Below are 25,836 nucleotides of genomic sequence, written 5' to 3'. Positions count from 1 at the left end.
AGGTCCGGTACCGTCCGGGCCCCGGAAGGCGAGGTTGTCATGAAGCTGTCGGATACCCGCGTACACGAACGGTCGGGCCTGGAGTTCACCGCGATCGGCTATGGCGGCGCGCCGATCGGGAACTTCAACGGGGTGTTCACCGACGCCGAGGCTCGTGAGCTCGTGGATCTGGCCTGGGACCAGGGCATGCGGTATTTCGACACCGCACCCGGATACGGCAACGGGCTCAGTGAATACCGGCTCGGGCATGCGCTACGTGACCGCGACCGCACCGATACCGTGCTGTCCACCAAGGTGGGCCGGGTACTGCGACCGGAGATCGATGCGCCGACCAGCAACGGCCAGTACCTCGAAATCCCGCCGTTCGTGGCGGAATTCGACTACAGCTATGACGGCGTCATGCGGGCGGTCGAACAGAGCATGCAACGGATGCTCACCGACCGGTTCGACATGCTGTTCATCCACGACTGCGATCACTACACCCACGGTGCGGCCCAGCCCGAATTGTTCCGGCAGGCCGTGGTGAGCGCCTTCCCGGCGCTGGAGTCGCTGCGTGATCAGGGCGTGGTGCGGGCCATCGGATTCGGGGTCAACGAGACCGATGTGATGGTCGAGGCCGTCAAGGCCACCGATGTCGACATCTGCCTGCTCGCAGGCAGGTACACGCTGCTGGAGCAGGAACCCCTCGACACGCTGTTCCCGCTGTGCGCCGAACGCGGCATCGGCATCGTGCTGGGTGGTGTCTACAACAGCGGGGTGCTGGCCACCGGGCCCGTCTGCGGAGCCCGGTTCAACTACGGTCCGGCACCGGCCGAGATCATGGCGAAAGCCGCTGATCTCGAACAGATCTGCCGCAAGCACGGGGTGGCGTTGCCGGCGGTAGCCGTGCAGTTCGCCTACGCGCACCCGGTGGTGACCAGCATCTGCCTCGGCGCACGCAACCGCAGCCAGCAGGTGCGCAACGCCGAGCTGTTCGAATCGCCGGTGCCGCAGCAGGTCTGGGCCGACCTGCGCGACGCCGGTCTGATCCGCGACGACGCGCCCACCCCCTGAGCGCGTCTACCCGGCGAGGTGGGGTGCCTTGAACGGATTGAGGGCACCCGCGTCGACGACGTGTGCGGTGCCGGTGATGTAGCGGCCGTCGTCGGAGGCCAGGTACACCACGGCGTTGCTGACGTCGACGGGCTCCAGGAACGGGACCGGCAACGCGTGCATCGCGGTGAGCGCGGGGAGCGCATCCTCCTGGGTCGCGCCCTCCTTGCCGCCGGCGAACAACCGGTTGTAGCGCGGGTTGTTGATCATCAGGGTGTTGACGTTGGTCGGGTTGATCGAGTTGACCCGGATCCCGTACGGTGCGAGCTCACCGGACAGGGTGCGCATGAGCCCGTTGACGCCGTGCTTGGCCGCCGCGTAGTGGCCGACGTTGAGTTCCACGGTCAGGCCGGAGATCGAGCTGATGAGGATCACGGCGCCACCCTCGTTCTGCTGCAACAGGGTTGGCACCGTCGCCTTGATGGTCTTCCAGACGCCGGTCAGGTTCACATCGACCTGGTCTTGGAACTGCCGCTCGGAGAGCTCCCATAGCGGTGCGGTGTCGTTGAGGGTGCCCGCGTTGGCCACGACGATGTCGAGCCGACCCAGTTCGGCCACACCGGCGGCCACGGCCTCCTGCATTCCCGGCAGGTCCCTCACGTCCACCTCGGCGGCGAAGATGCGCCTGCCCCGGCTCTTGATCAGGTCGACCGTGGTGGCCAGGTCGTCGAGGTCGGCCATCGGATAGGGGACCGAGGCGATCTGGCGGCAGATGTCGAGAGCGATGATGTCGGCACCCTCTTCGGCCAACCGCAAAGCGTGCGATCGGCCCTGCCCCCGCGCCGCTCCGGTGATCAACGCAACCTTGCCGTCGAGACGGTTCATGTGCAGTGCTCCTTGTTCGGTGAATGAGGTTGATACAGAACAGCTCCGCCACCCGTCGCGTGCGACCGGTGGCGGAGCTGCGATGGGTGCTACTGGTGCTGCTCGCTGGCGCGCCGCTCGCGGTACTCGTCGGCGCGTTCGTCGGTGATGTGCGGCAGCGGCGGGAAGTCCAGCCAACCGGGCACGAACGGGCTGGCCAGGTCGCGGTCGGTCGGGATCTCCACCAGCACGGGAGCTTTGGCGTCGAACGCACGCTTGAACGTGGGCTCCAGATCGGCCGCCGAATCTACCCGGAACGACTCCAGCCCGAATGATTCGCCAAAGGCCTTGAAGCTCGGGCTGTACGGCGTGCCGTCGGGCCGGTTGAACTCGGTGCCGATGATGCGGTCGGTGGCGTTGCGCTGGCCGCCGCGGATGGAGATGTAGCCCGAGTTGTCCTGCACGATGAACACCACCGGGATGTCGTGCTGGATGGCCACGCCGATCTCCTGGGCGGTCATCAGGAAATCGCCGTCACCGGTGATGGTGGCGACCTGACGTTCCGGGGCGGCCAGCTTGGCGCCCAGCGCGGCCGGTACCGGCCAGCCCATCGACGAGAACCCGCCCGTGGTGAGGTGGGTGCGCGGCTCGTAGACCGGGAACGTCTGCTTGACCGCACCCTGGGTGTTGCCCGAGCCCACCAGCACGATGCCGCTGCGGTCCATCACGTTGCGCAACGCGGCCAGGGGACGCTGCAGCGTGAACGGGAACCGGTCGGTGTCGCGCCGGCCGGCCAGCTCGGTCTCCCAGTCGGCCTTGCGCTGCGCAACCTCGGCGAGGTATTCGGTGCGGTCGGGCTTGGCGGGCAGCGAGGCCACGATCGCGGCCACCGCGGGCTTGGCGTCGGCCAGGATGCCGACCTCGGCGGGGTAGATCTTGCCGATCTCGTGCGGGTCGATGTCGATGTGGATGAGTTTGGCCGGCGGGAACGAGAACGACTGTCCCTTGGCGTAACTCGACGCGGACCAGTCGGTGAACCGACAACCGATGGACACCACCACGTCGGCGTTGGCGGCCAGGTAGTTGCCGTGGATGGTGCCGGTCTGGCCGACGCTGCCCACGAACAGGTCGTGATCCTCGGGGAACGCGCTCTTGCCGTTCCACGTCGTTACCACGGGGATGTCAAGGCCTTCGGCCAGGGCGCGCACCTCATCGGTGGCGTAGGCGCTGATCGCCCCGCCGCCCACCACGATCACCGGCCGCTTGGCGGTGGCCAGAAGTGCCACGGCGCGTTCGATCGCCTCCGGATCCGGATACTGCAGCCCCACCGGAAGCCGGCGGGCCAGATCGTGGAAGTTCACCTCGGCGGTCTCGGCATGCAGGTCCCACGGCACCTCGATGTGGGCCGGGCCGCGCCGGCCGGTCAGCATCGTGCTGAACGCGCGGTGCATGATGAACGGCAGGTCCTCGATGCTGTTGGCCACCCAGCTGCGTTTCGAAACCGCTTCTGCCACTTGCGGAAAGCCGTTGTCCTTCTGGCGCTCCAGCTCCTGGAGCACGCCGCGGCCACGCATGTGCCGCGGCGGGCCTCCGGTGATGACCAGCACGCTGGTGGAGTCGCTGTAGGCGGTGGCAAGCCCGAGCACCGTGTTGGACGCGCCCGCACCGATCGAGGTCACCGCGGCCATCGGCTTGCCGGACACCCGGTAGAACCCGTCGGCCAGATGGACCGCGCTCTGCTCGTGGTAGGTCTGGATGAACGGGATCTTGGACTCGTCCTCGTTGAACGCATCCATCAGACCCCAGATGCCGTGACCGGGAATGCCTGCGACGTAGGGGACGCCGTACTCCTTGAGAATGCGGGCGATGACCTGTCCGCCGTTGAGCCTGGGCATGATGAGTGTCCTTCGTGTCGGGTGACTATTCGGGATAGATACAGCCTGACGCCAGTCTGCCCACTGGTCGACACTCGTCGTTAGACTCAGTTTGCGCAGCGGATGAGTAAGTGGCTGCACAGGTTGGCGGGAGCGTCACTGCTTGAATCGCCCCTGGGGAAGCGGAGGACAACCATGGCGATGACGGTGCAGGCAGCGCTGCAGCTCGAAGTGTTCAGCCGGGTACCGCTGCACGTCTACGCAGGCGAGGAACACCTCGACCGCACCGTCCGCTGGGTCCACCCGACCGAAGTTCCCGATATCGCACGGTTTCTCACCGGCGGCGAGATGCTGCTGACTGCGGGACTGGGCATCGGGTCGACGCCCGAGGGGCAACGACGCTACCTCACCGAGATCGCCGACGCGCAAGCCGCGGTACTGGTCATCGAACTCAGCGGGCGGGCGTTCGACAGCATGCCGCAGCCGTTGATCGACGCGGCGCGCGAACGCGGCTTCCCGTTGGTCGGACTCGCCGGTGAGCTGCCGTTCGTCGAGGTCTCGGCGCAGGTGCACGAGTCGATCGTCGACCAGCGGGTGCTCGACCTCAGCGCATACGAACGGCTCAACGCCACCTTCATGCAGCTGCTGCTGGCGGGGCGAGATCCGGTGCTGTTCACCGACGCGCTGGCCGCCGAGGTCGGGCACCCGGTGGTGTTGGAGGACGCGACCCGCCAGGTCATCGCGTACTCCGGTCCGTCGCCCGACGGCGACGCCGTGCTCGCCGAGTGGGAACACCATTCGCGCATCGACCACGACACCGTCGGTGGCGACGCGAGCAACGCCAACTCCGCCCACAACTGCACCCGGCGGGCAGTGGTGCTGCGCGGTGAGCGCTGGGGTTGGCTGCACGTGCTGCACGGCGGCAGCCCGCTGGCCGGAACCGCCGGCTACGCGCTGGACCGCGCCACCGACGGTATCGCGATCGCGCTGCTCGGTGCGCGCGAGAGCGGCGCGAAATCGGCGCAGCGGCAGAACGCGCTGGTGAACCGGTTGCTGCTGGGCGATATCTCGGGCGAATCCTTCGTGACCAGGGCCATGAGGATCGGCCGCGACCTGCGGGACCGCGCACTGCTGGCGGTCTACGTGTGCAAGGAGACCCCGCCGGGCGCCACCAGCGACGATGCCATGGAGGAACTCTGCCGGTCGCTGCACGTGCCCGCTGTCGTGGCCGACCTCGGGGAGCACACGCTGGCCATCATGGGTCTGTCCCGGACCAGCTCGGAAAAGCAAGTGGTCCAACGGTTGTCGGCTGCGAATGTGCGGGCGGGCATCAGCCGCCCGGTCAGTCCGGGGCAACTGCGCACCGCGGTCGATCAGGCTCGCAGCGCGGCGTCGGTAGCCGCTGCGCGCCCCGACAAGGCCGTGCACCGCTTCGACGATCTCGGCGTGCTGCGGCTGCTGGCATCGTTGGCCGGCGGTCCCGAGCTGGCCCGCTATATCGAGGACGAGCTGGGCCCGTTGCTCAAACACGATGCCAACTCCACCAGCCCGCTGCTGCCGACGCTGCGCAGCTACCTGTCCTGCGACGGCAACAAGTCACAGGCCGCCCAGCAGCTCTACGTGCAACGCCGCACGCTGTACTACCGGCTGGAGCGGATCACCAGCCTGCTCGGCCGGTCTCTGGACGATCCCGACACCCGACAGGCCCTGATTTTCGCGGTGCGCGGGCACGACCTGCTACAGCGGCAGGAGAATCGCTGAACTTGCACAGAGTGTGTAGTCCCTGGCCGGATGCTGCGCACTCTGCGGGTCGTGCCCGTGCAGCGGCGCTCCTAGATTTGGGATAACCCGCATTGCGGGCAGCCCATCGTCCTCTCAGCCCAGAGGAGCCCGTACATGTTGCCGAAAAAATCCCTGCCATTGGCTGTGACGCCCTCGATGTCACCGGCCGTCGCCGCACTCCAGAGCCAAGTCCTCTCGGAACCCGCCGATGTCGTCGAGACCGACATCGCGATCATCGGGTCCGGTATGGGCGGCGGCAGCCTGGCCTACGCGCTGCGTGACTGCGGCGCGGACGTCCTGATCGTCGAACAGGGCGACTTCCTGCCGGTGGAACGCGAGAACTGGTCGTTCGACGCGGTGCACACCAAGGGCCGCTACAAGAACTCCGCCGCGTGGTACGACACCGTCGCCGCCAAAGAATTCGTGCCCGGCAATTACCACTACGTGGGTGGTAGCACCAAGCTCTACGGCGCGACCCTGCCGCGGTTTCGGGAGAGCGATTTCGGCGCTGTCGAGCACGCGGACGGCATCTCGCCGGCCTGGCCGATCACCTACGCCGACCTGGAACCGTTCTACGGTGAAGCCGAGCAGATGTTCTGGGTGCACAGCAACAAAGGGGAGGATCCGACCGACCCCTGGCGGTCCACCGACTACCCGTTCCCCGGCGTGCCGCACGAGGGCGCCATGGCGCGACTGGTCGAGTCCGCGAAAAAGCAAGGCCTGCATCCGTTCTCCTCACCGCTGTCCATCGACTACCGGCCCGGCGGCGGCTGCGTGCGCTGTTACACCTGCGATTCGTTCCCCTGCATGATCGACGCCAAGGGTGACGCCGACGTCTCCGCGGTGCGACCCGCACTGCGCGCCGAGTCTCGCAACGTCCGCCTGCTCACCAACGCCGAGGTCACCCGGCTGGATACCGACGCCACCGGACGACAGGTCACCCGTGCGCGGATCATGCATGCGGGCAAGCAGATTCAGGTGCGCGCCAAGAAGTTCGTGATCGCCTGTGGTGCGGCCAACACGGCTGCGCTGCTGCTGCGCTCGGCCTCCGACACGCATCCGCAGGGCCTGGCCAACTCGTCGGACCAGGTCGGCCGCAACTACATGGCCCACGTGACCACGTTCTTCCTGGCCATCGATCCGCGACGGCAGAACGAGGCCGTCTATCAGAAGACCATCGGCATCAACGACTGGTACCTCACCGGGCCGGACAACCGGTATCCCCTTGGCAACGTCCAGGGCCTGGGCAAGCTCCGCGGCCCGCAGGCCAAGCTGGGCAAGCCCTGGGTGCCGATGCCGATCCTCGACGAGGTCACCAAGTACACCCTCGACATGTTCATCCAGTCCGAGGATCTGCCGTTGCCGGAGAACAGGATCGCGCTGGGCAACCGCGGCCAGATCACCGTCACGCGACGCGCGACCAACCTCAGTTCCCACCAGGACCTGATCGCCCGCATGAAGAAGGTGGTCCGCCGGGCAGGCTTCCCCATCGTCATGACCCGCAGCCTCGGGGTGGAGGCGACATCGCATCAGTGCGGCACAGCCCGCATGGGTACCGATGCCGCCACCAGCGTGGTCGACGCCGACCTGCGCAGCCACGACGTGGACAACCTCTGGATCGCCGACAGCTCGGTGTTCGCGTCGTCGGCCGCGGTCAACCCGGCCATCACGGTGGCCGCACTGGCCCTGCGGCTCGGCCGCTCCGGCGCGCTGACCGCCTGACAAATCTTCCGAACCTACCGACCGATTGAGGAATTGACGATCCATGACGATGCTTGACGAGTTGACCGATGACACCGCACGCCTGCTTGCCCCGTTGTTCGAGCCGATCACCCTCGGCAACGTGGAGATCCGCAACCGGGTGGTGATGACCGGGCACGGCACCGGCATGGCCAAGGATTACCTGCCCACCGAGCAGCATGTGGCCTACTACCGGGAGCGTGCCATCGGCGGAGCGGGCCTTATCGGCATGGCGTTTCCGCAGATCCACCCGACCTCCCAGGACGTGCCGGGTGAACCGCGGGCCTGGCTGCCCGAGATCGTTCCCGGGCTGCGTCGGATCTCGGACGCCGTGCACGAGCATGGAGCCCGCATCGTCATGCAGCTCGGACACGGTGGCCGGCAAGGACATTCGACGTTCACCGAACGCGCGCTGTGGGGCCCGTCGAACACGCCATGCCCGTTCAACCTCGAAATGCCCAAGGAGATGGAAACCGAGGACATCGAGGAGATCATCGAAGCCCACGCCATCGGAGCCAGACACTCCAAACAGGGCGGCATGGACGGTGTCGAAATCCATTCGGGCTACGGCGGTTACCTGCTCGCGTCGTTCCTGTCCCCGTTCTCCAACCACCGCACCGACGAATACGGCGGCTCGCTGGAGAACCGCCTGCGCATCGTGCTGCGGGTGATCGACGCCGTGCGCGACGAGGTGGGTCCGGACTACCTGGTCGGGATGAACCTGCAGGGACACGACTTCAGCCCCGGTGGACTGGAGGTCGGCGACGCCCAGCAGATCGCCGCCGCGATCGCGGCCACCGGCAAGATCGACTACATCTGCGTCAAGGCGGCGACCTACAACGAGGCCCACCAGAACGTGCCGGACATGCAGCACCCCAAACGAATCTGGGAAAGCCTGGCCGCGGCGGTGAAAGAGGTCGTCGACGTCCCGGTGATCGCGGTCGGCCGGATCAACGATCCGCTCGACGCCGCCGACATCCTGTCGCTCGGCCACGCCGACATGGTGGCCATGACGCGCCAGCAGATCGCCGATCCCGAGACGGTCAACAAGATGAAAGCCGGACGCCTCGACGAGATCCGCCGCTGCATCGGTTGCAACCAGGGCTGCATCGACCGGCTGTTCAACGTGACGCACTCGTCGTGCGTGCACAACCCGGCCGCCGGGTACGAACTCGAGCTCGGCATCGGCACCCTCGTGCAGGCCACCTTCCGGCGTCGCGTCGTGGTGATCGGCGCGGGCCCGGCCGGTATGAAGGCCGCCGAGACCGCCGCGCGGCAGGGACACGAGGTGATCCTCATCGAGCGCCGCGACCGCACCGGCGGCCAGCTGCGGATCGCGGCGAAGATCAAGGGCCGCGGTGAGATCGGCGGCGTCATCGACCATCTGGACGTGATGATCGGCAAGTACGGCGTGGACCTGCGACTGGGGTGGTCGCCGACGGCCGACGAGGTGCTCGCACTCAATCCCGACCACATCATCGTCGCCACCGGCTCGGCACCGGGCGCCGACATCGTCGGCAACCTGGCCCAGGGCATCACGCACACCCCAGGGCTCGACCAGCCTCATGTGCTCTCGGTGTGGGATGTGCTCGACGAGGACAAGCCGGTCGGCCATCACGTCGCGATCGTCGACGACGGCGAGGGCGGCTGGAAGGGCATCGGGCTCGCGTTGCAGCTGCAGGGAGACGGTCACCAGGTCGAGTTCCTGACTCCGCTGCCCTACGTCGGGGCGAAGCTCGGCCCGTTCAGCGCCAACCTCGCGGTGCCCCGAATCCTGAAGTCCGGCATGTCGACACATCCGTTCACCACGATGACGGCCGTGGACGGCGCCACCCTGCGCATCGTCGAGGAGGGTGCCCCGGGCACACTGGAGGGCATCGACACCGTAATCCTGGCGGGCTGGCACCGCCCCGTGACCGAGCTCTACTTCGCGCTGAAGAACCGAGGCGTGACGGTGGAGCGGATCGGCGACGCCATCGCCAGCCGCACCATGATGGAGGCTGTGCACGAGGGTGAGCGCGCCGCGAGGCGGGTGCCCGCGACGCGGTGACCGGGTTCAGGGCTTCGCGGATCGCCGTCTTCCTGCTGTTCGCCGGGTTCGGGGTGTGCATCTCGACCTGGGCGGTGCACATCCCCACGGTGCAGCAGCGCACGGGCATATCCGCGGGTGCGCTGGGCACCATGCTGCTGCTCAACGGCGCAGGGGCGCTGGCAGGCATGCAGATCACCGGCCCGCTCGTCGACCGCTTCGGCGCAGGTCGGGTCGCGCTGGCAGGTGCGTTGGGCATGGCGCTGACCCTGTCGCTGCCGCTCAACGCGAGTTCGGCGGTGGCGCTCGCGGCCGGTCTGCTGGTGTTCGGTGTGTGTACGGGCATCACCGACGTCGCGATGAATGCGCGTGCCGTGGTCGTCGAGCAGGCGGCCGGTACGCCGATCATGTCGGCGTTTCATGCGGTGTTCTCGGTGGGCACCGTGCTGGGTTCGCTGGTCGGTGCCGCCACCCTGGCCGCCGGATGGTCGATGCCGTTGACCGCGGTGGTGCTCGGCGTGGTGTGCGGTGTCGCTGCCCTGGTGTCCGCACCGAATCTGATCCGGGCACGACCCAAAGCGGCGACGGCCGCGCCGACGGACGACACCGTGGCGGCAGCGCCCGGGCGACGGCGTTTCGTCCTGCTGGGCATCCTCGCGTTCCTGTTGTACCTCGCCGAGGGCTCGGCGACGGATTGGAGCAGCCTGCACGCCCAGGACGCGCTGGGCACCTCGAAGGCTGTCGGAGCCCTGGCATTCGCCGCGTTCGTCGCGGCGATGACCATCGGCCGGTTCACCGCCGACTGGGTCAGCGCCCACGTTGGACCGGAGGCGGTGATCCGCTACGGCTGCGCGGCCGCCGCGGTCGGGATGGCGATCGTGCTGCTCTCCGGTGTCCTACCGCTGACCCTGCTGGGTTGGGTCGTCTTCGGTCTCGGATTGTCCGGGGCCATACCCCAGGTGTTCAGCGCGGCAGGCAATCTGGGGTCGGCCACCCAGTTCTCCCGCGTCGTCGGCGGCGGCTACGTGGCCTTCCTCGCCGGACCGGCCGTGATCGGTTGGCTGGCCGACGTGGTGACCCTGCGCTTGGCGATGGCCGTTCCGCTGCTCGCGGTGGTGGTGTGCACTGTCGGCGCGCGTGCGGTGCGGCCACCGGTGCGATCGGATGCGGCGAATGTGCGCAGCGAAGCTGCCGATCCTTGCACATAGTGAGTCTGTAATCGGGTGTTGGTTGCCCAGAGACTGGTACTACGCCGAATTTGGGGATCGCCCCACCGGCGCCAGCTACCCACTCAGTGCAATTCGAGGGAGAACTACCGTGTCGGTCATTCTCAAGGCGCCGGCCGCCCAGAGCGGAACACCACACAAGAGCAACCCGCAGGTCGTCGACACCGTCGGACGCGTGCTCGATGACATTCGCGCAGACGGTGATTCCGCGGTCCGCAGGTACTCCGAGCAGTTCGACAAGTGGGCGCCACAGTCTTTCCGCCTCAGCGAGGCCGATGTCGCCAAGATCGTCGCCGACCTGCCCGGCACCGTCGTGGACGATCTCTCGTTCGTGCAGCGTCAGGTGCGCGATTTCGCACAGGCACAGCGTGATTCGATGCTCGACATCGAGGTCGAGACGCTGCCGGGAGTGCGCCTGGGACACAAGCATGTGCCCGTGTCGGCATCGGGCGCCTACGTTCCCGGCGGTCGCTACCCGCTGACCGCCTCGGCGCACATGACCGTCGTGACCGCCAAGGTGGCCGGGGTGCCGCGCGTCGCGGCCACCACACCGCCCAACCAGGGCACTGCTCCTGCCATCAGCGTCGCCGCCATGCACCTGGCCGGCGCCGACGAGATCTACGTCCTGGGCGGGGTACAGGCCATCGGAGCGCTGGCGCTGGGTACCGAGACCATCGATCCGGTCAACCTGCTCACCGGTCCGGGCAACGCCTATGTGGCCGAAGCCAAGCGGCAGCTGTTCGGTGAGGTCGGCATCGACCTGTTCGCCGGGCCGACCGAGGTCCTCATCATCGCCGACCACACCGCCGACCCGTTCGTGGTCGCCGCCGATCTGCTGAGCCAGGCCGAGCACGGCCCGGACTCGCCGGTCGTGCTGATCACCACCTCCGAGCGGGTGGGTCTGGAGACCATCGCCGAGGTCGAGCGCCAGCTGGTCAACCTGCCCACCAACGGGATCGCTGCGGTCTCGTGGGCCAATCACGGTGAAGTGCATCTGGTGGACAGCATCGAGGAGGCGTTCGCGCTGGGGGACCGCTTCGCCAGCGAACACGTGCAGATCCTCACCGAAGAGCCGCGTCGGGCGCTGACCGAGATGCAGGACTACGGGGCCCTGTTCCTCGGGGAGAAGACGTGTGTTTCCTTCGGAGACAAGGCGATCGGCACCAACCACGTGCTGCCGACGCTGGGCGCGGCCCGCTACACCGGCGGTCTGTGGGTCGGCAAGTTCCTGAAAACCGTTACTTACCAAGAGATCACCGATGCGCAGTCGAGCGCGGAGCTGGGCCGGCTGTGCGGACGCGCCGCCCGGTTGGAGAACTTCGAGGGGCACGCCCGGTCGGCCGACGTGCGGGCCGCCAAGTACGGCGGTGACGACCTGCCGTGGACCGAGCACCGATTCGATCGGGTTCCGGCGACCGCGTCGTCGGAGAATTGAGCCATGACCGACGCTCATCAGCCCAAGGTGCCGACCATGCGGGCGGTGGACCATGTCGCCTACACGGTGCCTGACCTGGACGAGGCCATCGCGTTCTTCGTCGACCATTTCGGTGCTGAACTGATCTTCAAAGACGGCCCGTTCGCCGACACCGAATCCGACGGCATGCGTCGCCGCCTCGGCGTGGACCCGGGGGCCCGCTGCACCCTGGCGATGCTGCGGCTCGGGCAGCATCACAACATCGAACTGTTCGAGTACGACGCGCCGGACCAGGTGCGCGTGCCGCCGCCCAACAGCGACGTCGGCGGGCACCATCTGGCGTTCTACGTCGACGACATCGACGCCGGATACGACTACGTCAAGGCGATCCCCGGGGTGGTCGTGCAGGAGGGTCCCAACGGTGTCGACCCCGCCGCTCCCGTGGCCGGGCAGCGCTGGTTCTACTTCCGGTCGCCCTGGGGCATGCAATTGGAACTCACCAGTTGCGCCGAGGGCGGGTTCTACGACGGGCTGCCCGGGGCGCGGGTCGCCCCACCGAGCGAAACGTGGCGGTGATGACCGACATGACCCTCGCTGCCGACTCAGATCTGCGCATCGAGGAAGACTCGATGGGCAGCCGGGCCGTACCGGCCGAGGCGTACTACGGGGTGCACACGGCCCGGGCGCTGGAGAACTTTCCCATCTCCGGTATCCCGCTGTCGACGTATCCCGAATTCGTCAACGCGCTGGCGGCGGTCAAACAGGCTGCCGCGCTGACCAATTGCGAGCTCGGCCTGCTCGACTCGGCGCGCTGCGCGGCCATTGTCGCGGCGTGTGACGAGATCCGTTCGGGGCGGCTGCATTCCAGCTTCGTCGTCGACGTCATCCAGGGTGGCGCCGGAACGTCGAGCAACATGAACGCCAACGAGGTGATCGCCAACCGCGCACTGGAACACCTGGGCGCGGCCCGCGGCGACTACGACCGGCTGCACCCCCTCGAACACGTCAACCGCGGACAGAGCACCAACGACGTCTATCCCACCGCGATCAAGGTGGCGTTGCAGATGTACCTCTCGGAGTTGCACGACGCGCTGCAGGAGGTGTCGGCGGCGTTCCGCGCCAAGGCCGACGAGTTCCGCGACGTGCTGAAGATGGGCCGGACCCAGCTGCAGGACGCCGTGCCGATGACGCTGGGCCAGGAGTTCGGCGCCTACGCGGTGATGGTCGCCGAGGACGCCCAGCGGCTGCGGGAGGCGGCTCGCCTGGTCACCGAGATCAACCTCGGTGGCACAGCCATCGGCACCGGCCTCAACACGCATCCTCGGTATGCCCGGCAGGTGTGCGCGACGCTGAGTGAGCTCACCGGGATCGAGCTGTCCACCGCCACCGACCTGGTGGAGGCCACTCAAGACGTGGGCGCCTTCGTGCAGGTGTCCGGGGTACTCAAACGCACGGCGGTGAAACTGTCCAAGATCTGCAGCGATCTGCGGCTGCTGTCCTCAGGGCCCCGGTCGGGCCTGGGTGAGATCAATCTCCCTGCGGTGCAGGCAGGTTCGAGCATCATGCCGGGCAAGGTGAATCCGGTGATCCCTGAGGTGGTCAACCAGGTGGCCTTCGAGGTGGTGGGCAACGACGTCACCATCAGCATGGCGGCGGAGGCCGGCCAGCTGCAGCTCAACGCGTTCGAGCCGATCATCGCCCACTGCTTGTTCACGTCGGCGGCGCACCTGACGGCTGCGTGCCACACCCTGGTGCAGCGCTGCATCGTCGGGATCACCGCCAACGAAGCGCGGCTCGCCGCATCGGTGACCAACTCGATCGGGGTGATCACCGCGCTCGCGCCGTACCTGGGCTATGCCGAATCGGCGCGAATCGCCAAGCGGGCCTTGCACACCGGCGCCGCGATACCCGATCTCGTGGTGGCCCAGGGACTGATGTCGGCCGAGCGCGTTGCGCAACTGCTGGCACCCGACGCCCTGCTGAACCCGCAGTCCACAGTTCAACCGGAAGAGGAGACCGAAGCGTGACCAACGTTCTGTACCTGTACGGCGGATGGCCCGGCCACAGCCCGTACAACATCGCCGAGTGGACCCGCGAACTGGTGGTCGACGAACTGGGCTTCGACATGGAGGAGTCTCAGGACATCTTCACCCTCGACCGCGATCTGACCGGTTACGACCTGATCATCCTCGGCTGGAACAACGCACTGACCACCGAGGATCTGTCGGACTCCCAGGAGGATCACCTGCTGGCGGCCGTTGAGGCAGGCACCGGGGTGGCGGCCTGGCACGGTGCGGCGGCCGCGTTCCGGTCGAGCCTGCGGTATCACCTGATGCTCGGTGGCGACTTTCTCGCCCATCCCGCCGGCGAGGGATATCCGCAGCCCTACGACGTGACGATCACCGATCGCGAGCACGATGTGACCAACGGGGTCAACGACTTTCCCGTCGCGTCCGAGCAGTACTACATGAGCGTCGACCCCAACAACACGGTCCTCGCCGAAACCACGTTCAGCGGTGAGCATTTCGCGTGGCTGGACGGCCTGACGAGCCCGGTGGCCTGGGTGCGGCAGTGGGGACAGGGGCGCGTCTTCTACCACTCCGTCGGCCACGCGCCGCAGGACCTGGCCGGCGACGACGTCCGTCGGCTCACCAAACAGGGCATCGCTTGGGCGGCGCGGCAGTAGCCGCGCCGCCCAACGGCTCAGCCGCGGAACGCCCGCAAGGCATCGACGACGAAGCGGTGATCCTCCTCTTCGGCCAAGCCCGACACCCCGACCGCGCCGATCAGCGATCCCTGCACCCGCAGCGGCACCGCTCCACCGGCCAGCGCGACGTTCTCGCGCCGATAGCCGCCCTCGGTGAAGTAATCGGATCCGGTGGCGCGGATCGAGCACGCCAGCGCCCACGACGAGCAGTTGTGTTTGGCGACGGCGCGGAACTTGCGGTCGAGCCAGTCGTCGTTCGTGGCCGACGAGCCGGCCAGTGCCGCGTGGAACACGCGCTGCTCACCGAAACTGATCGCGATCGCCACCGGGTATCCCTGCCCGGAGGCCGTCGCGACCATCGCGCTGCCGAGCGCCCAGGCGTCGGCATGACCGAATCGCTCGAAACCCAGTGCGTTCTCCTCGGCGATCACCGTCGTGTGCAGCCGTTGCCAATCGATCGTGGACTCTCCCATGACGCCGACGGTAGGGGCCGCGCACGGGGCGCGGAATGCGCAGCGTGTGAAAAGACAGCCCGCGCGATTGCACGGCCCCTGCGCGATGCTTCAGCTGGGCGTTTGACCTGCATGTTTAGCCTGTGTTTCGACGGCGTTGCCGACGGGATGCGGTACCCGCAATGGGAAATTTATTCACTGTTGGTTGCACGAAGTGTGTCTGCCTGCAGGACTCCGTGGCGGCCAGACTTCATGTGTGGTCGCAGTCACATGGCCCGGGATCGAATGTCACCGCAGGCGGCCGACCCGTCCGGTGAGTTGACCAGATCAGCCGATAGCAAGAACCTGAATCCGAGGAGATCGCAATGACAGTGACAAACGGCGGGGGTGGGTCGTTCAGCGGCGACGACGCCCATCTGCGCGTGCTGGGCTACGAAGAGAAATTCGACCGGAAGATCGGCATGTGGTCGAACTTCGCGCTCGGGTTCCTCTACCTGTCGCCGATGGTGGGCGTGCTGTCGATGTTCACCCAGGCCCTCACCACGGCCGGGCCACCGTCGATCCTGTGGCTCGTGATCGCCGCAGGCGGACAGCTGTTGGTGGCCATGGTCTTTGGCGAGATCGTCTCGCAATTCCCGATCGCCGGCGGCCTGTACCAGTGGGCGCGGCGCCTGTGGAACGGCCCGTACGCCTGGATCATGTCGTGGATCTACATCGCAGGCATCGTCGTCGGGTGCACCACCACCGCGATGTTCAGTGCCGATTTCGTACTGGCACTGTTCCATTCGGATTCCAACATCTCGTCGACGCCACTGCAGAAGCTGATCATCGCCACCATCGTGGTGCTCATCTGCGTGGCCTTGAACTCGACCGGGTCCAAGACGCTGGCCACCATCGCCAAGGTCGGTTTGGCCGCCGAGGTGGCGGGCATCGTGGTGGTCGGCCTCTACCTGTTGATCTTCGCGCGCAAGAACAACTTCTCGGTGTTGTTCGACACCATGGGCACCGCCCACGACGGTGACTACCTGAGCGCTTTCGTCACCGCCGCGATCATCGGTCTGGTGCTCTACTACGGCTTCGAGGCCTGCGGTGAGGTCGCCGAAGAGACGCCCAACCCGTCGCGCACCATCCCACGCTCGATGATGCTCACCGTGATCCTGGGTGGCGCCGCAGCACTGTTCGCGTTCGTCGGCTACATCCTGGCCGCACCCAATCTGCAGGACATCGTCAACGGCAAGGTCGCCAATCCCATCACGGCGATCCTCACCGATACGTTCGGCGAGACCGGCACCAAGATCTTCCTCGTCATCGCGCTGACCTCCTTCCTGGCGTGCGTCATGGGACAGCAGGCCGCGGGCAGTCGGCTGATCTTCTCCTTCGCCCGTGACGACATGTTCCCTGGCGCCCACATCTTCAAGAAGATCTCCGGTCGCAAGGTTCCGGTGAACGCGATCGTCCTGGTCGCCTCGCTGTGCATCTGCTTGTTCGTGCTGCTGTACTTCCTGCCCGACGCGCTGTTCCGGGTGGCCGCGTTCCAGATGCTGGCCGGCTACTTCGCCTTCCAGATGGTGGTGTTCGCCTCGCTGCGGGCCCGCGCCAAGGGTTGGAAGCCCGGTGGCAACTGGTCGCTCGGCAAGTGGGGCTGGCCGGTGGGTATCGGTGCTCTGACCTACGGCGTGCTGTCGATGATCGTGCTGGCCCGCCCCAACGGCGACCCGAGCCTGCACTTCTTCGATCGCTGGATCGCCTTGATCGGCTTCCTGATCGTCGCCGCCGTCGGTCTGATCTACATGGTCGTGGCCAAGCCCTACCGGCACTCCACTGCGCCGGAGGGTGACGCGATCGAGATCGCCGACCTGCTGCGTGAGCACCGCGCCAAGCACGACATCGAGCAGTTCGCCGGACAGGTGCCGCTGGCCGAGCCCGACCGTCAGGCGGTCACCGCGACCGAGTAGCGCCCCGCGCAGGCGCCGCCGGTGGATTCATCCGAGTCCGCCGGCGGCGCTTTCGCTGTGCCGGTCAGCGCGGGGCGGGACCGGTCGTGGTGCGCACGATCAGTTCGGTGGGCTTCACCGAACGTCTGCGGGGGCGGCCCGCGATGAGGTCCAACAGAATGGTCGCCGCAGTTCTGCCCTTGTCCACCAACGGTTGCCGAATGGTGGTCAGCCCGAGCAGGTCGGCGATCGGCGCGTCGTCGAACCCGATGACCGAGGCGTGGTGCGGTACCGGGATCCCGTTGTCCGCCAGCACCCGCAACGCCGCCGCGGCGTGGACGTCGGATGTGGCGAGCACCGCGGTGGGCCCGAATCCGGCGACCAGTTGCTCGGCGGCGACCAGCCCGCTCTGCCGATCGATGCCCGCGGACTCGACGATCGCGATATCGGCGTCGGGTATCGCGGCGGCCCGGCACGCGCTCAGTACCCCGGTCAACCGTTCCCGCAGATAGCGTTCGGTGGCCGCGGGGATCGCGGCAGGTAGGTGGAAGCCGGGCCGGGGGCCAGGGCCCAGCCGGTCGGTGATGATGCCGATGCGTCGATGTCCCTGTGCCAGCAGATGATTCGCCTGAACCATGCCTGCGGCGTGGTGATCCACAGTGACGTAGGGCAGGTGGGGAACCTGGGGCGAATCGATTGCGACCGCCGGGATCCCGCGCGCCAGGATCGCGGCGACGACCGGGTGGGCATCGGGTAGGCAGTGCATGACCACCCCGTCGACGAGGCCGCGCAACGCACCGGAATGCGGCGATCGGGCAGGGTCGGTCGCGGTGCCGTCGGCGGGAAGCAAGGTGAGTGCGACGTCGGCGAGCTCGCCGGCCTCGACGATGCCCTTGAGCAGCAGCGCGGTCGACGGGTCCTCGACCGCCAGGGCCAGTGAACCGGGGATGATCACCCCTACCGTGCCCATTCGGCCGGAGCGCAGGCTCGCACCGGCAATGCTGGGGCCGTGGTAACCGAGGTCCGCTGCCACGGCGAGGATCTGGTCACGTTGTCCGGCAGAGACTTTCGGCGATCCGCTGAAGGCGTAGGACACCGCTGCCTGGGATACACCCGCGGCCTTCGCGACGTCCTTCATCGTCACCATCTGGTCACCATGGGAACAGACACTAGCCTCCCCGCGGGACGGATCACGTCATGCGAGGAGGCCAGGTCGGGTGCGGGTTTCAGGACTTCACGATGAACCCGGCGTCGATCACCAGGGGGGTCGCCGTGATGTAGCGGCCCGGCTCGGTCACCAGGTAGAGGATCGCGTTGCTGACGTCCTGCGGCTGGATCCACGGCACCGGAAGAATGTGGGTGCCTGCGAAGGTGTCGATGACGTCTTCGCGGGTGGGCTTGTCGAGGTCCGGACGGAACAGGCCGTACACGAAGTCGTTGTTGATCATGTGGGTGTCCACGCAGGTCGGATTCACCGAGTTGACCCGAATGTTGTACTGGCCCAACTCCCGTGCCAGCGAGGTCATCAACCCGGTGACCCCGTGCTTGGAGGCCGCGTACGACGAGATGTTCTCGGCCCCCTTGATGGCCTCGGTGGAACCGGTGAAGACGATGCTGCCACCGCGACCGGCGGCGATCATCGTCGGTATCGCGGCCTTGACGGTGTGGAAGACGCCGTTGAGGTTGATCTCCACCATTTCTCGCCAGGCGTCCGGCGTGATCTCCCAGGTCTTGGCGCCCGAACAGATTCCGGCGTTCGGCAACACGATGTCGACCCGGCCGAACTGCTCGATGCCCCGCTTGAAGACGGCCTCGACCTGCTCGTAGTCGCGGGTGTCGGCGACCTCCGCGACGATCTGGCGGCCCGTCTCCTTGACCAGCCGGATGGTTTCCTGCAGATCCTCATGGGTGGCGCCGGCGTAGGCGGTGGTGGAGGGCTTGGCGCACAGGTCAAGTCCGATGATGTCGGCGCCCTCGCGGGCAAGGGTCAGGGCGTGCGAGCGGCCCTGGCCGCGTGCGACACCGGTGATGAAGGCAACTTGCCCGTCGAGCTGTCCCATGTTGTTTCCCTTCGCGGTTGACGGTCAGCGTGTGGTGAATCGTATCACCGATGGACCGTGACGGCTAGGGTGAACTGCGGTGATACGTTTCAGTGAGGCGTCGCAGCGGTGCGGGATTGCACGGTGGCGGTGGCTTGCGGGTCGGTACTTACCGCGCCGAGATTGACACCAGGGACAAAACCATCGCGGAATTTGTCCCTGACGTGAATGTCGGTGACTCGAAACGAAATAACCTCGGCGCAGCCGATGATCTGCGCCCGGACTACCGCGTCAGCGACACCAGTTCTTCGCAGAACCGCACGGTCTCGGCGTCGGACGTGGCCAGTGGATGTACCAGCATCGTGGTCACGCCCGCCTCGGCGTAGGCCGCGAGTCGTTCCTTCACGAATCCCGTTGGCCCGACCAGTGATACGTTGTGCACCAGCTCGTCGGGTACGGCCGCGACGGCCTCGGCCTTCTTGCCTGCCAGGTACAGATCCTGGATGTGGTCGGCGACGTCGCCGAATCCGTACCGGGTGGCCAGGTTGTGGTAGAAGTTCTTGCCGCGCGCGCCCATCCCGCCGATGTACAGGGCCAGTTGGGGTTTCGCCCAGGCCAGCCGGTCGTCCACGTCGTCGCCGATGGCCAGGCTCGCACTGACCATCACGTCGAGTGGTCCGAGTTCCGGGTCGCGTTTGGCAGCACCGGCGCGCAGCGCGTCGCCCCAGACGTCCTCGGCCTTCTCGGGGTAGTAGAAGACGGGCTGCCAACCCTCGGCTATCTCGGCGGTCAGCTGGACGTTCTTGGGGCCAAGCGCTGCGATGGTGATCGGAATACGTTCACGCACAGGGTGATTGATCAGGTGGAGGGATTTTCCGAGCCCGGTGCCACGGTCGGCGGGCAGGGGTAGCTGGTAATGCTTGCCGGTGTAGTTGACGTCCTCGCGCCGCCACACCTGGCGACAGATCTCGACCACCTCGCGGGTGCGGCCCAGCGGCGCGTCGAAGGGAACGCCGTGGAAGCCCTCCATGACCTGGGGCCCCGAGGTGCCGATGCCGAGCCGGAAGCGGCCATCGGAGACGTAGTCCACGCCTGCGGCCGTCATCGCCAGCAGCGACGGAGTGCGGGTATAGATCGGCACCACGCCGGTGCCGAGCTCGATGGTCGAGGTCTTGGCGGCCAGGTAGCCCAGCTGGCTGATGGCGTCGTACGAGTAGGCCTCGGGCACCAGGGCGATGTCGATGCCCACCTTCTCCAGTTCGACGACCTGATCGGCAGCCTCTTTGAAGCCGCCCGCGTAGTTCAGAAAGATGCCCGTCCGCATGGTGGAGTTATACACCATCAACCGGTTGGTTGGGAGCTGGCGGCGGTCAGCCCTTCAGCAGGGCGGCGACCTTGTCCTCCAGCTGGACCGCCGGGGCGTCGGGATCGGCGAACGCGGTGCGCGGCAGCGCCACCTCCGGGTCGGCGAAGTCGCGGTAGGTCTTGTCACCGGCCAGCGTGGCCAGCAGATACCCGGTGAGCAGCGCCCGGACCACCTTCTGCGTGCCGCGGTCCGGGCCGGGCAGGCCGATGAACCGGCTGAGCTTGCGGCCCTCCACCAGGCCGGCGGACTCGGCCTTGTCGACGGTCCGCAGCGTCGCTGTATGCCACGCCGCGGCCAGCTCGGCCGCATTGGAGCGGAGGTTGAGCGGGTCGCCGGTGGAGGCGAGGATCAGGCCGGGGACCTTGAGCGTCGCCGCGGGTTGCTCTGCGTGCGGCTTGGTGACCGTGGGGAACAGCGCGGCCACCGCCTTCGGAGCCTGCGGACCGGACGCCAGCCCGGCCGCCGCGAACACCGCCGCCGATCCGCCGAAACCGTGGCCGACCAGGCCCCGCTTGGCCGGGTGCACACTGATCTTGCCGGGGCCCAGCCGCACGCCGCTGACAATGTCCAGGGTCGCGCCCAGATCGAAGGCGAAGTTGAGCACCGAGGGCGCCACGCCGGCTTCGGTGCTGGGGGCTGCGGCGACGATGCCCCAGGACGCCAGATGTTCCAGGGTGCGGGCGTAGTTCTCGGCCTTCGCCAGCCAGTCGTGACCGAACGCCACGCCGGGCAGATTCAGGCCGGCCTCGGGCGTGTATACGACACCGGGAACGCCGGCGAATGCCAGGTCACCGCGCAGTACGCGGTGCGGTCCGCGGCGGGTCAACGCGCTGAGGAGCTTCTTGGTGCTGGCCACCCGATGACCGTAGCCCACGGTGGTGTCCGGCCACCGGCATTGAGCGGTTGCCCGAGAGCTGCTGACGAGTGATCTGCGTCAAGGCTGTCGGCACGGAAGCGGGTGCGCGGCGCCGGCTGCACTACCCTGGGTCCCTATGTGTGGAATCGTCGGCTACGTCGGGGTGCGCCCGGCCCGCGACATCGTGGTCGACGCGCTGCGCCGCATGGAGTATCGGGGCTACGACTCGGCAGGGATCGCGCTGGTCGACGGCGAGGGCGGCTTGACGGTACGTCGGCGCGCCGGTCGGTTGGTCAACCTGGAGACGGCGCTCGCCGAGACCGACGATGACCTGTTGACCGGCAGCACCGGCCTCGGCCACACCCGCTGGGCGACCCACGGCAGGCCCACCGACCGCAACGCGCACCCGCACCGCGACGCCGCGGGCAAGATCGCCGTGGTCCACAACGGCATCATCGAGAACTTCGCCGGCCTGCGTGCCGAGCTGGAAGCCGCCGGGGTCGAGTTCGCCAGCGACACCGACACCGAGGTGGCCGTTCATCTGGTGGCCCGACAGTACGCCCAGGGCGACACTGCCGGCGACTTCCCGGCCTCGGTTCTGGCGGTGCTGCAGCGCCTGGAAGGCCACTTCACGCTGGTGTTCGCCAACGCCGACGATCCGGGCACCATCGTGGCGGCGCGCCGGTCCACGCCGCTGGTGGTCGGTGTCGGCGAGGGCGAGATGTTCGTCGGGTCCGACGTCGCGGCCTTCATCGAGCACACCCGGGACGCTGTCGAGCTGGGCCAGGACCAGGCTGTCGTGATCACCGCCGACAGCTACCGGATCACCGACTTCTACGGCAACACCGATGTCGACTACCGGGAATTCCACATCGACTGGGATCTCGATGCCGCCGAGAAGGGTGGCTACGACTACTTCATGCTCAAGGAGATCGCCGAGCAACCGGCGGCCGTCGCCGACACCCTGCTGGGCCACTTCGTCGACGACCGCATCGTCCTCGACGAACAGCGCTTGAGCGATCAGGAGCTGCGCGAGATCGACAAGGTGTTCATCGTCGCGTGCGGTACCGCCTACCACTCCGGCCTGCTGGCCAAGTACGCCATCGAGCACTGGACGCGGCTGCCCGTCGAGGTCGAGCTCGCCAGCGAGTTCCGTTACCGCGATCCCGTGCTGGACCGCAGCACACTGGTGATCGCGATCTCGCAGTCCGGTGAGACCGCCGACACGCTCGAGGCGGTGCGGCACGCCAAGACGCAGAAGGCCAAGGTGCTGGCCATCTGCAACACCAACGGCAGCCAGATTCCGCGCGAGGCCGACGCCGTGCTCTACACGCGTGCCGGGCCGGAGATCGGCGTGGCGGCCACCAAGACCTTCCTGGCCCAGATTGCTGCGAATTACCTGGTCGGGCTGGCGCTCGCACAAGCACGGGGCACCAAGTACCCCGACGAGGTGCGGCGCGAGTACCACGTGCTGGAGTCCATGCCGGCTCTGGTGAAGCGGGTGCTGGCCGGTATCGAGCCGGTGGGCCAGTTGGCGCAGCAGTTCGCGCTGTCGTCGGCGGTGCTGTTCCTGGGGCGGCACGTCGGCTACCCGGTCGCGTTGGAAGGTGCGCTCAAGCTCAAAGAGCTGGCGTACATGCACGCCGAAGGCTTCGCGGCCGGTGAGCTCAAGCACGGCCCGATCGCGCTGATCGAGGAAGACCTCCCGGTCATCGTGGTGATGCCGTCGCCCAAGAACGCGCAGATGTTGCACGCCAAGCTGCTCAGCAACATCCGGGAGATCCAGGCCCGCGGTGCCATCACCATCGTCATCGCCGAAGAGGGCGACGACACGGTGCGGCCGTATGCCGATCACCTGATCGAGATACCGTCGGTGTCAACGCTTTTCCAGCCGTTGCTGTCGACCATTCCGTTGCAGGTGTTCGCTGCCGGGGTGGCCCGGGCCCGCGGATACGACGTCGACAAACCGCGCAACCTGGCCAAGTCCGTCACCGTCGAATAGCCCAGCGTGCCCACCGCCAAGGAACTCCGCAAGCTCTGGGACCAACGGATCAAGGATGCGGCGAGTGCGCGTGGGCTGAAGTCGGTGGGCGGCTGCGTCTATCGGGCCGATGACGTGTATGTGGCGGTGCTGGTTCCGATCGTCGGCGGTGACCGCAAAGGCGAATCCGTCCGGCTGAGCTGGCGCGCCGATATCAAACCCCTTGTGCTCGACGAGATCTTGTGGTCGGCGTTCATGCCCGATGAGGATCTCGGCGGACCCCGCAAGCGGCTGAACCTGCGCGTCACCGGGTCGTTCACGGTGCCGGGTCTGGACCTCGGTTCGGCCGTGGTGCAGGTGCAGCTCACCGATGACCCGGTCGCCGCAGTCACCGCGATGCTCGCCGAATTCGACTGCCTCACCGCGGAATTCGTCGCAGCGCATCCCGACGTCGAGGCCTATCTGAAGGCCGTGCAGGCGTTGCCCGCCGAGCAGGCGGTCTGGTCGCGCAACCGGCTGCGGGAGATCGTGAGCCTGATCGCGGTGGGGGAGCGGGACGCGGCCGGCGCGCTGGCCGACGCGGAGCTCGCGCGGGGTGAGCACGGCCCCATGTCGGGGCCGCGCGGCAGTGTTTTCGAATTGTTGTCGGTGTACTGCAAGCCGGCCGAGGTGCAGGCCGAATACTGGGCCAAGACCGAGCCGACCCACCGACTGACATTCGTGTCAGCTACGCGTGGACCGATCACCATCAAGCTCGCGGCCGGGCGTGAGCGGGGCGGCTCGTTCGGCCGTCATCTGCGCCAGTTCAACGGCCGTGACGACTTCGCATTGATCCTCACGCCGATCGGCGACGAGGACACCTACCTGCAGGCCGCGGGCTCCGGGCCCGACCGCATCACCGTCGAGATCCGCAAACCGGGTGGGCAGCAGTGGGGTGTCGAGTCGGTGCGCTACGTCATCGGACACCCTGGCCTCGACGGCTCCGCGCTGGACCAGGCGATCGAGCTGCCCACCAGCACTCAGATGGTCAGGGCGGCAGAGGTTTTCGATACCGATGCCGCGGCCGCACTGTTCACCGATTTCTACCGGACCGGTTCGATCCCCGAAACGTGTGCGCTGCGCCCGGCGGAAGGCTGGACTGCCGACGGGACGAACGTCGACCTACGCTGAAGGCATGGATCTGGCGGTACCGGAAGTCAATTTCACGGCACGCTGGGCCCGCGGTGGTCTCGGCGGGTTCATCGACGACGAGGCGTTCGATGACTATCTGCGCGCCTACCGCGCCGGCATGGCCCAACTACCCGACTGTGAAATGGTCGATTTACCAACCACATTCGGCACGGTGCGGGCGTACCGGTTCGCGGGGCCGGGCGACGGCCCGCCGGTCGTGCTGTTGCCGGGACGCAACGCCGCCACGCCGATGTACCGGACCAACCTGACGTCGTTACGGGCACGGCGCACGATCTACGGCATCGACCTGCTCGGCGAGGCCGGACTATCGGTGCAGCACAAGGAGATCCGCACGGCGGCCGACCAGGCGCGCTGGCTCGACGACGCCCTTGCCGGTCTGGAACTGCCGCGCGCTCACCTGCTCGGGGTGTCGATCGGTGGCTGGACCGCGACGAATTGCGCGGTGCACCACCCGGATCGGATCGCCTCGCTGACGTTGCTCGACCCGGTGTTCACCTTTGCCCGCATACCCGTCAAGACCATGCTGGCCTCGGTGCTCATGTATGCACCCGGGGTGCCCGAGACGCTGCGGCGTCGGGTGCTCAGTTGGATAGCCGGTGGCGCAGACATCGAAGCGGACGCCGAATCCGAGCTGATCTCGGCCGGATCCGGAGATTTCGCACTCCGCACGCCGATGCCCACGCTGTTCACCGATGCACAGCTGCGCTCACTGCCGGTTCCCGTGCTGGCCTTGATCGCCGGCCGCAGCGTCATGCTCGACCCGGATCGGGCGTCGGCGCGGGCACGTCAACTGCTGCCGCACGGGCAGGTCGAAACGTGGGCGCAGGCGTCACATGCCATCAATGGCGAGTATCCGGACGAGATCGCGGAGCGTGCGGGCCGGTTCTGGGATGAGGTGGACGCGTCGTCCTGACCGGGGCGGTCAGACGGCGCAGGTCGGTCGAGCGATCGCCCGGTACTGCCGCGCCCGGTTCACCAGGTCCATGTCCGCGGCGTCGAGGGGCAGCTGTTGCGACATGGACACGTCGAGCACCGCATCGAACCGCTTCATGATCCTGCGGGCGTCCATGCCGAACTGCACGCGCGTGCTTTCGTTCGGCTGCGAGAGCAGGTCGGAGTCCAACACGAAGCTCACGATGCGTCGGTCATACCAATCGAGATGCATCTCAGGTCTCCCGTCTGCTGAGTTCAGGTGTCGCGACCCCAAGGTCAACTATTGATCGCCATCTGATATATCAAGTTCGTATTAAACGGTACGGCAGACTGTGGGGGCGGTCAAGACCCGGAGTTCGATCCACCCGGAACATCGGTCACGCCGTACACCGAGGGCCGTCCGGATCGGCGAGGTG

At 67.2% G+C, this 25,836-nt stretch carries 21 protein-coding genes; 13 read left to right on the top strand and 8 right to left on the bottom strand.

Annotated elements, in window-relative coordinates; genetic code table 11:
• The first annotated feature begins 39 nt into the window (after positions 1 to 39).
• Positions 40 to 1,053: an aldo/keto reductase gene (locus BTO20_RS27875; protein ID WP_087079196.1), complete on the top strand. Its 1,014-nt coding sequence runs from the start codon at positions 40 to 42 to the stop codon at positions 1,051 to 1,053.
• A gap of 6 nt (positions 1,054 to 1,059) precedes the next feature.
• Here BTO20_RS27875 and BTO20_RS27870 read toward each other — a convergent pair whose 3' ends face one another.
• Positions 1,060 to 1,917: a mycofactocin-coupled SDR family oxidoreductase gene (locus tag BTO20_RS27870; RefSeq protein ID WP_087079195.1), complete on the bottom strand. Its 858-nt coding sequence runs from the start codon at positions 1,915 to 1,917 to the stop codon at positions 1,060 to 1,062.
• 89 nt (positions 1,918 to 2,006) lie between these two features.
• Entirely contained in the window at positions 2,007 to 3,791 is a 1,785-nt protein-coding gene (locus BTO20_RS27865; RefSeq protein ID WP_087079194.1) for a thiamine pyrophosphate-binding protein, read from the bottom strand.
• 174 nt (positions 3,792 to 3,965) lie between these two features.
• On the opposite strand from BTO20_RS27865, the gene BTO20_RS27860 reads away from it, so the two are divergent.
• The 8 genes from BTO20_RS27860 (at position 3,966) to BTO20_RS27825 (ending at position 14,647) form a co-directional block, all read left to right on the top strand.
• Positions 3,966 to 5,531 (top strand): PucR family transcriptional regulator, encoded by a 1,566-nt coding sequence (locus tag BTO20_RS27860; RefSeq protein ID WP_087079193.1) that lies wholly within the window; start codon positions 3,966 to 3,968, stop codon positions 5,529 to 5,531.
• Positions 5,532 to 5,666: 135 nt separating this feature from the next.
• A complete protein-coding gene (locus BTO20_RS27855; RefSeq protein WP_232490876.1) occupies positions 5,667 to 7,274 on the top strand; it encodes an FAD-dependent oxidoreductase in 1,608 nt (535 codons plus the stop codon).
• 43 nt (positions 7,275 to 7,317) lie between these two features.
• Positions 7,318 to 9,342, top strand: coding sequence for an oxidoreductase (locus tag BTO20_RS27850; protein ID WP_087079191.1), 2,025 nt, complete (start codon positions 7,318 to 7,320; stop codon positions 9,340 to 9,342).
• Positions 9,339 to 10,529, top strand: a complete 1,191-nt coding sequence (locus BTO20_RS27845; RefSeq protein ID WP_087079190.1) for an MFS transporter — start codon at positions 9,339 to 9,341, stop codon at positions 10,527 to 10,529. Before BTO20_RS27850 ends, BTO20_RS27845 begins: the two co-directional genes overlap by 4 nt.
• Positions 10,530 to 10,638: 109 nt before the next feature.
• Entirely contained in the window at positions 10,639 to 11,982 is a 1,344-nt protein-coding gene (gene hisD / locus BTO20_RS27840) for a histidinol dehydrogenase (protein ID WP_408632128.1), read from the top strand.
• Between the two features lie 3 nt (positions 11,983 to 11,985).
• Complete coding sequence (locus BTO20_RS27835; protein WP_087079188.1) at positions 11,986 to 12,537, top strand: VOC family protein; 552 nt, start codon at positions 11,986 to 11,988, stop codon at positions 12,535 to 12,537.
• A gap of 8 nt (positions 12,538 to 12,545) precedes the next feature.
• Positions 12,546 to 13,988 carry an aspartate ammonia-lyase gene (locus BTO20_RS27830; RefSeq protein WP_087082795.1) on the top strand — a complete coding sequence of 481 codons (1,443 nt, stop codon included), beginning with the start codon at positions 12,546 to 12,548 and terminating at the stop codon, positions 13,986 to 13,988.
• On the top strand, positions 13,985 to 14,647 hold the full coding sequence (locus tag BTO20_RS27825; protein ID WP_087079187.1) for a ThuA domain-containing protein: 663 nt from the start codon (positions 13,985 to 13,987) through the stop codon (positions 14,645 to 14,647). Before BTO20_RS27830 ends, BTO20_RS27825 begins: the two co-directional genes overlap by 4 nt.
• A 17-nt stretch (positions 14,648 to 14,664) precedes the next feature.
• On the opposite strand, the gene BTO20_RS27820 is transcribed toward BTO20_RS27825, so the two are convergent.
• Positions 14,665 to 15,141 carry a heme-degrading domain-containing protein gene (locus BTO20_RS27820; protein WP_087079186.1) on the bottom strand — a complete coding sequence of 159 codons (477 nt, stop codon included), beginning with the start codon at positions 15,139 to 15,141 and terminating at the stop codon, positions 14,665 to 14,667.
• A 344-nt stretch (positions 15,142 to 15,485) separates the two neighbouring features.
• Here BTO20_RS27820 and BTO20_RS27815 point away from each other — a divergent pair, with 344 nt between their 5' ends.
• Positions 15,486 to 17,075, top strand: a complete 1,590-nt coding sequence (locus BTO20_RS27815) for an APC family permease (protein ID WP_087079185.1) — start codon at positions 15,486 to 15,488, stop codon at positions 17,073 to 17,075.
• 64 nt (positions 17,076 to 17,139) lie between these two features.
• Here BTO20_RS27815 and BTO20_RS27810 read toward each other — a convergent pair whose 3' ends face one another.
• From BTO20_RS27810 to BTO20_RS27795, 4 genes are all read right to left on the bottom strand, one after another.
• Positions 17,140 to 18,201: a LacI family DNA-binding transcriptional regulator gene (locus BTO20_RS27810; protein ID WP_087079184.1), complete on the bottom strand. Its 1,062-nt coding sequence runs from the start codon at positions 18,199 to 18,201 to the stop codon at positions 17,140 to 17,142.
• 79 nt (positions 18,202 to 18,280) lie between these two features.
• Entirely contained in the window at positions 18,281 to 19,114 is an 834-nt protein-coding gene (locus BTO20_RS27805; protein WP_087079183.1) for a mycofactocin-coupled SDR family oxidoreductase, read from the bottom strand.
• Between the two features lie 262 nt (positions 19,115 to 19,376).
• Complete coding sequence (locus BTO20_RS27800) at positions 19,377 to 20,417, bottom strand: LLM class F420-dependent oxidoreductase (RefSeq protein WP_087079182.1); 1,041 nt, start codon at positions 20,415 to 20,417, stop codon at positions 19,377 to 19,379.
• A 46-nt stretch (positions 20,418 to 20,463) separates the two neighbouring features.
• Positions 20,464 to 21,315 carry a dienelactone hydrolase family protein gene (locus BTO20_RS27795; protein WP_087082793.1) on the bottom strand — a complete coding sequence of 284 codons (852 nt, stop codon included), beginning with the start codon at positions 21,313 to 21,315 and terminating at the stop codon, positions 20,464 to 20,466.
• Positions 21,316 to 21,451: 136 nt separating this feature from the next.
• Here BTO20_RS27795 and glmS point away from each other — a divergent pair, with 136 nt between their 5' ends.
• Genes glmS through BTO20_RS27780 form a run of 3 tightly spaced genes read left to right on the top strand, consistent with a single transcriptional unit; the run spans position 21,452 to position 25,400 of the window.
• A complete protein-coding gene (glmS, locus tag BTO20_RS27790; protein WP_087079181.1) occupies positions 21,452 to 23,317 on the top strand; it encodes a glutamine--fructose-6-phosphate transaminase (isomerizing) in 1,866 nt (621 codons plus the stop codon).
• Positions 23,318 to 23,323: 6 nt separating this feature from the next.
• Positions 23,324 to 24,466 carry a hypothetical protein gene (locus tag BTO20_RS27785; protein WP_087079180.1) on the top strand — a complete coding sequence of 381 codons (1,143 nt, stop codon included), beginning with the start codon at positions 23,324 to 23,326 and terminating at the stop codon, positions 24,464 to 24,466.
• A 4-nt stretch (positions 24,467 to 24,470) separates the two neighbouring features.
• On the top strand, positions 24,471 to 25,400 hold the full coding sequence (locus BTO20_RS27780) for an alpha/beta fold hydrolase (protein WP_087079179.1): 930 nt from the start codon (positions 24,471 to 24,473) through the stop codon (positions 25,398 to 25,400).
• Between the two features lie 9 nt (positions 25,401 to 25,409).
• On the opposite strand, the gene BTO20_RS27775 is transcribed toward BTO20_RS27780, so the two are convergent.
• Entirely contained in the window at positions 25,410 to 25,652 is a 243-nt protein-coding gene (locus BTO20_RS27775; RefSeq protein WP_087079178.1) for a hypothetical protein, read from the bottom strand.
• Positions 25,653 to 25,836 lie beyond the last annotated feature (184 nt).

Origin of the sequence: Mycobacterium dioxanotrophicus, assembly GCF_002157835.1 — a bacterium.
GTDB lineage: Bacteria > Actinomycetota > Actinomycetes > Mycobacteriales > Mycobacteriaceae > Mycobacterium > Mycobacterium dioxanotrophicus.
Note: the sequence above shows the minus strand (reverse complement) of the source record. Positions and strands in the feature narration are given on the sequence as shown.

Bases quoted from the DNA above. Each gene is read 5' to 3' on its own strand.
- BTO20_RS27875 (WP_087079196.1), top strand. From the start codon at position 40: ATGAAGCTGTCGGATACCCGCGTACACGAACGGTCGGGCCTGGAGTTC.
- BTO20_RS27870 (WP_087079195.1), bottom strand. From the start codon at position 1,917: ATGAACCGTCTCGACGGCAAGGTTGCGTTGATCACCGGAGCGGCGCGG.
- BTO20_RS27865 (WP_087079194.1), bottom strand. From the start codon at position 3,791: ATGCCCAGGCTCAACGGCGGACAGGTCATCGCCCGCATTCTCAAGGAG.
- BTO20_RS27860 (WP_087079193.1), top strand. From the start codon at position 3,966: ATGGCGATGACGGTGCAGGCAGCGCTGCAGCTCGAAGTGTTCAGCCGG.
- BTO20_RS27855 (WP_232490876.1), top strand. From the start codon at position 5,667: ATGTTGCCGAAAAAATCCCTGCCATTGGCTGTGACGCCCTCGATGTCA.
- BTO20_RS27850 (WP_087079191.1), top strand. From the start codon at position 7,318: ATGACGATGCTTGACGAGTTGACCGATGACACCGCACGCCTGCTTGCC.
- BTO20_RS27835 (WP_087079188.1), top strand. From the start codon at position 11,986: ATGACCGACGCTCATCAGCCCAAGGTGCCGACCATGCGGGCGGTGGAC.
- BTO20_RS27830 (WP_087082795.1), top strand. From the start codon at position 12,546: ATGACCCTCGCTGCCGACTCAGATCTGCGCATCGAGGAAGACTCGATG.
- BTO20_RS27820 (WP_087079186.1), bottom strand. From the start codon at position 15,141: ATGGGAGAGTCCACGATCGATTGGCAACGGCTGCACACGACGGTGATC.
- BTO20_RS27815 (WP_087079185.1), top strand. From the start codon at position 15,486: ATGACAGTGACAAACGGCGGGGGTGGGTCGTTCAGCGGCGACGACGCC.
- BTO20_RS27810 (WP_087079184.1), bottom strand. From the start codon at position 18,201: ATGGTGACGATGAAGGACGTCGCGAAGGCCGCGGGTGTATCCCAGGCA.
- BTO20_RS27805 (WP_087079183.1), bottom strand. From the start codon at position 19,114: ATGGGACAGCTCGACGGGCAAGTTGCCTTCATCACCGGTGTCGCACGC.
- BTO20_RS27800 (WP_087079182.1), bottom strand. From the start codon at position 20,417: ATGCGGACGGGCATCTTTCTGAACTACGCGGGCGGCTTCAAAGAGGCT.
- glmS (WP_087079181.1), top strand. From the start codon at position 21,452: ATGTGTGGAATCGTCGGCTACGTCGGGGTGCGCCCGGCCCGCGACATC.
- BTO20_RS27780 (WP_087079179.1), top strand. From the start codon at position 24,471: ATGGATCTGGCGGTACCGGAAGTCAATTTCACGGCACGCTGGGCCCGC.
- BTO20_RS27775 (WP_087079178.1), bottom strand. From the start codon at position 25,652: ATGCATCTCGATTGGTATGACCGACGCATCGTGAGCTTCGTGTTGGAC.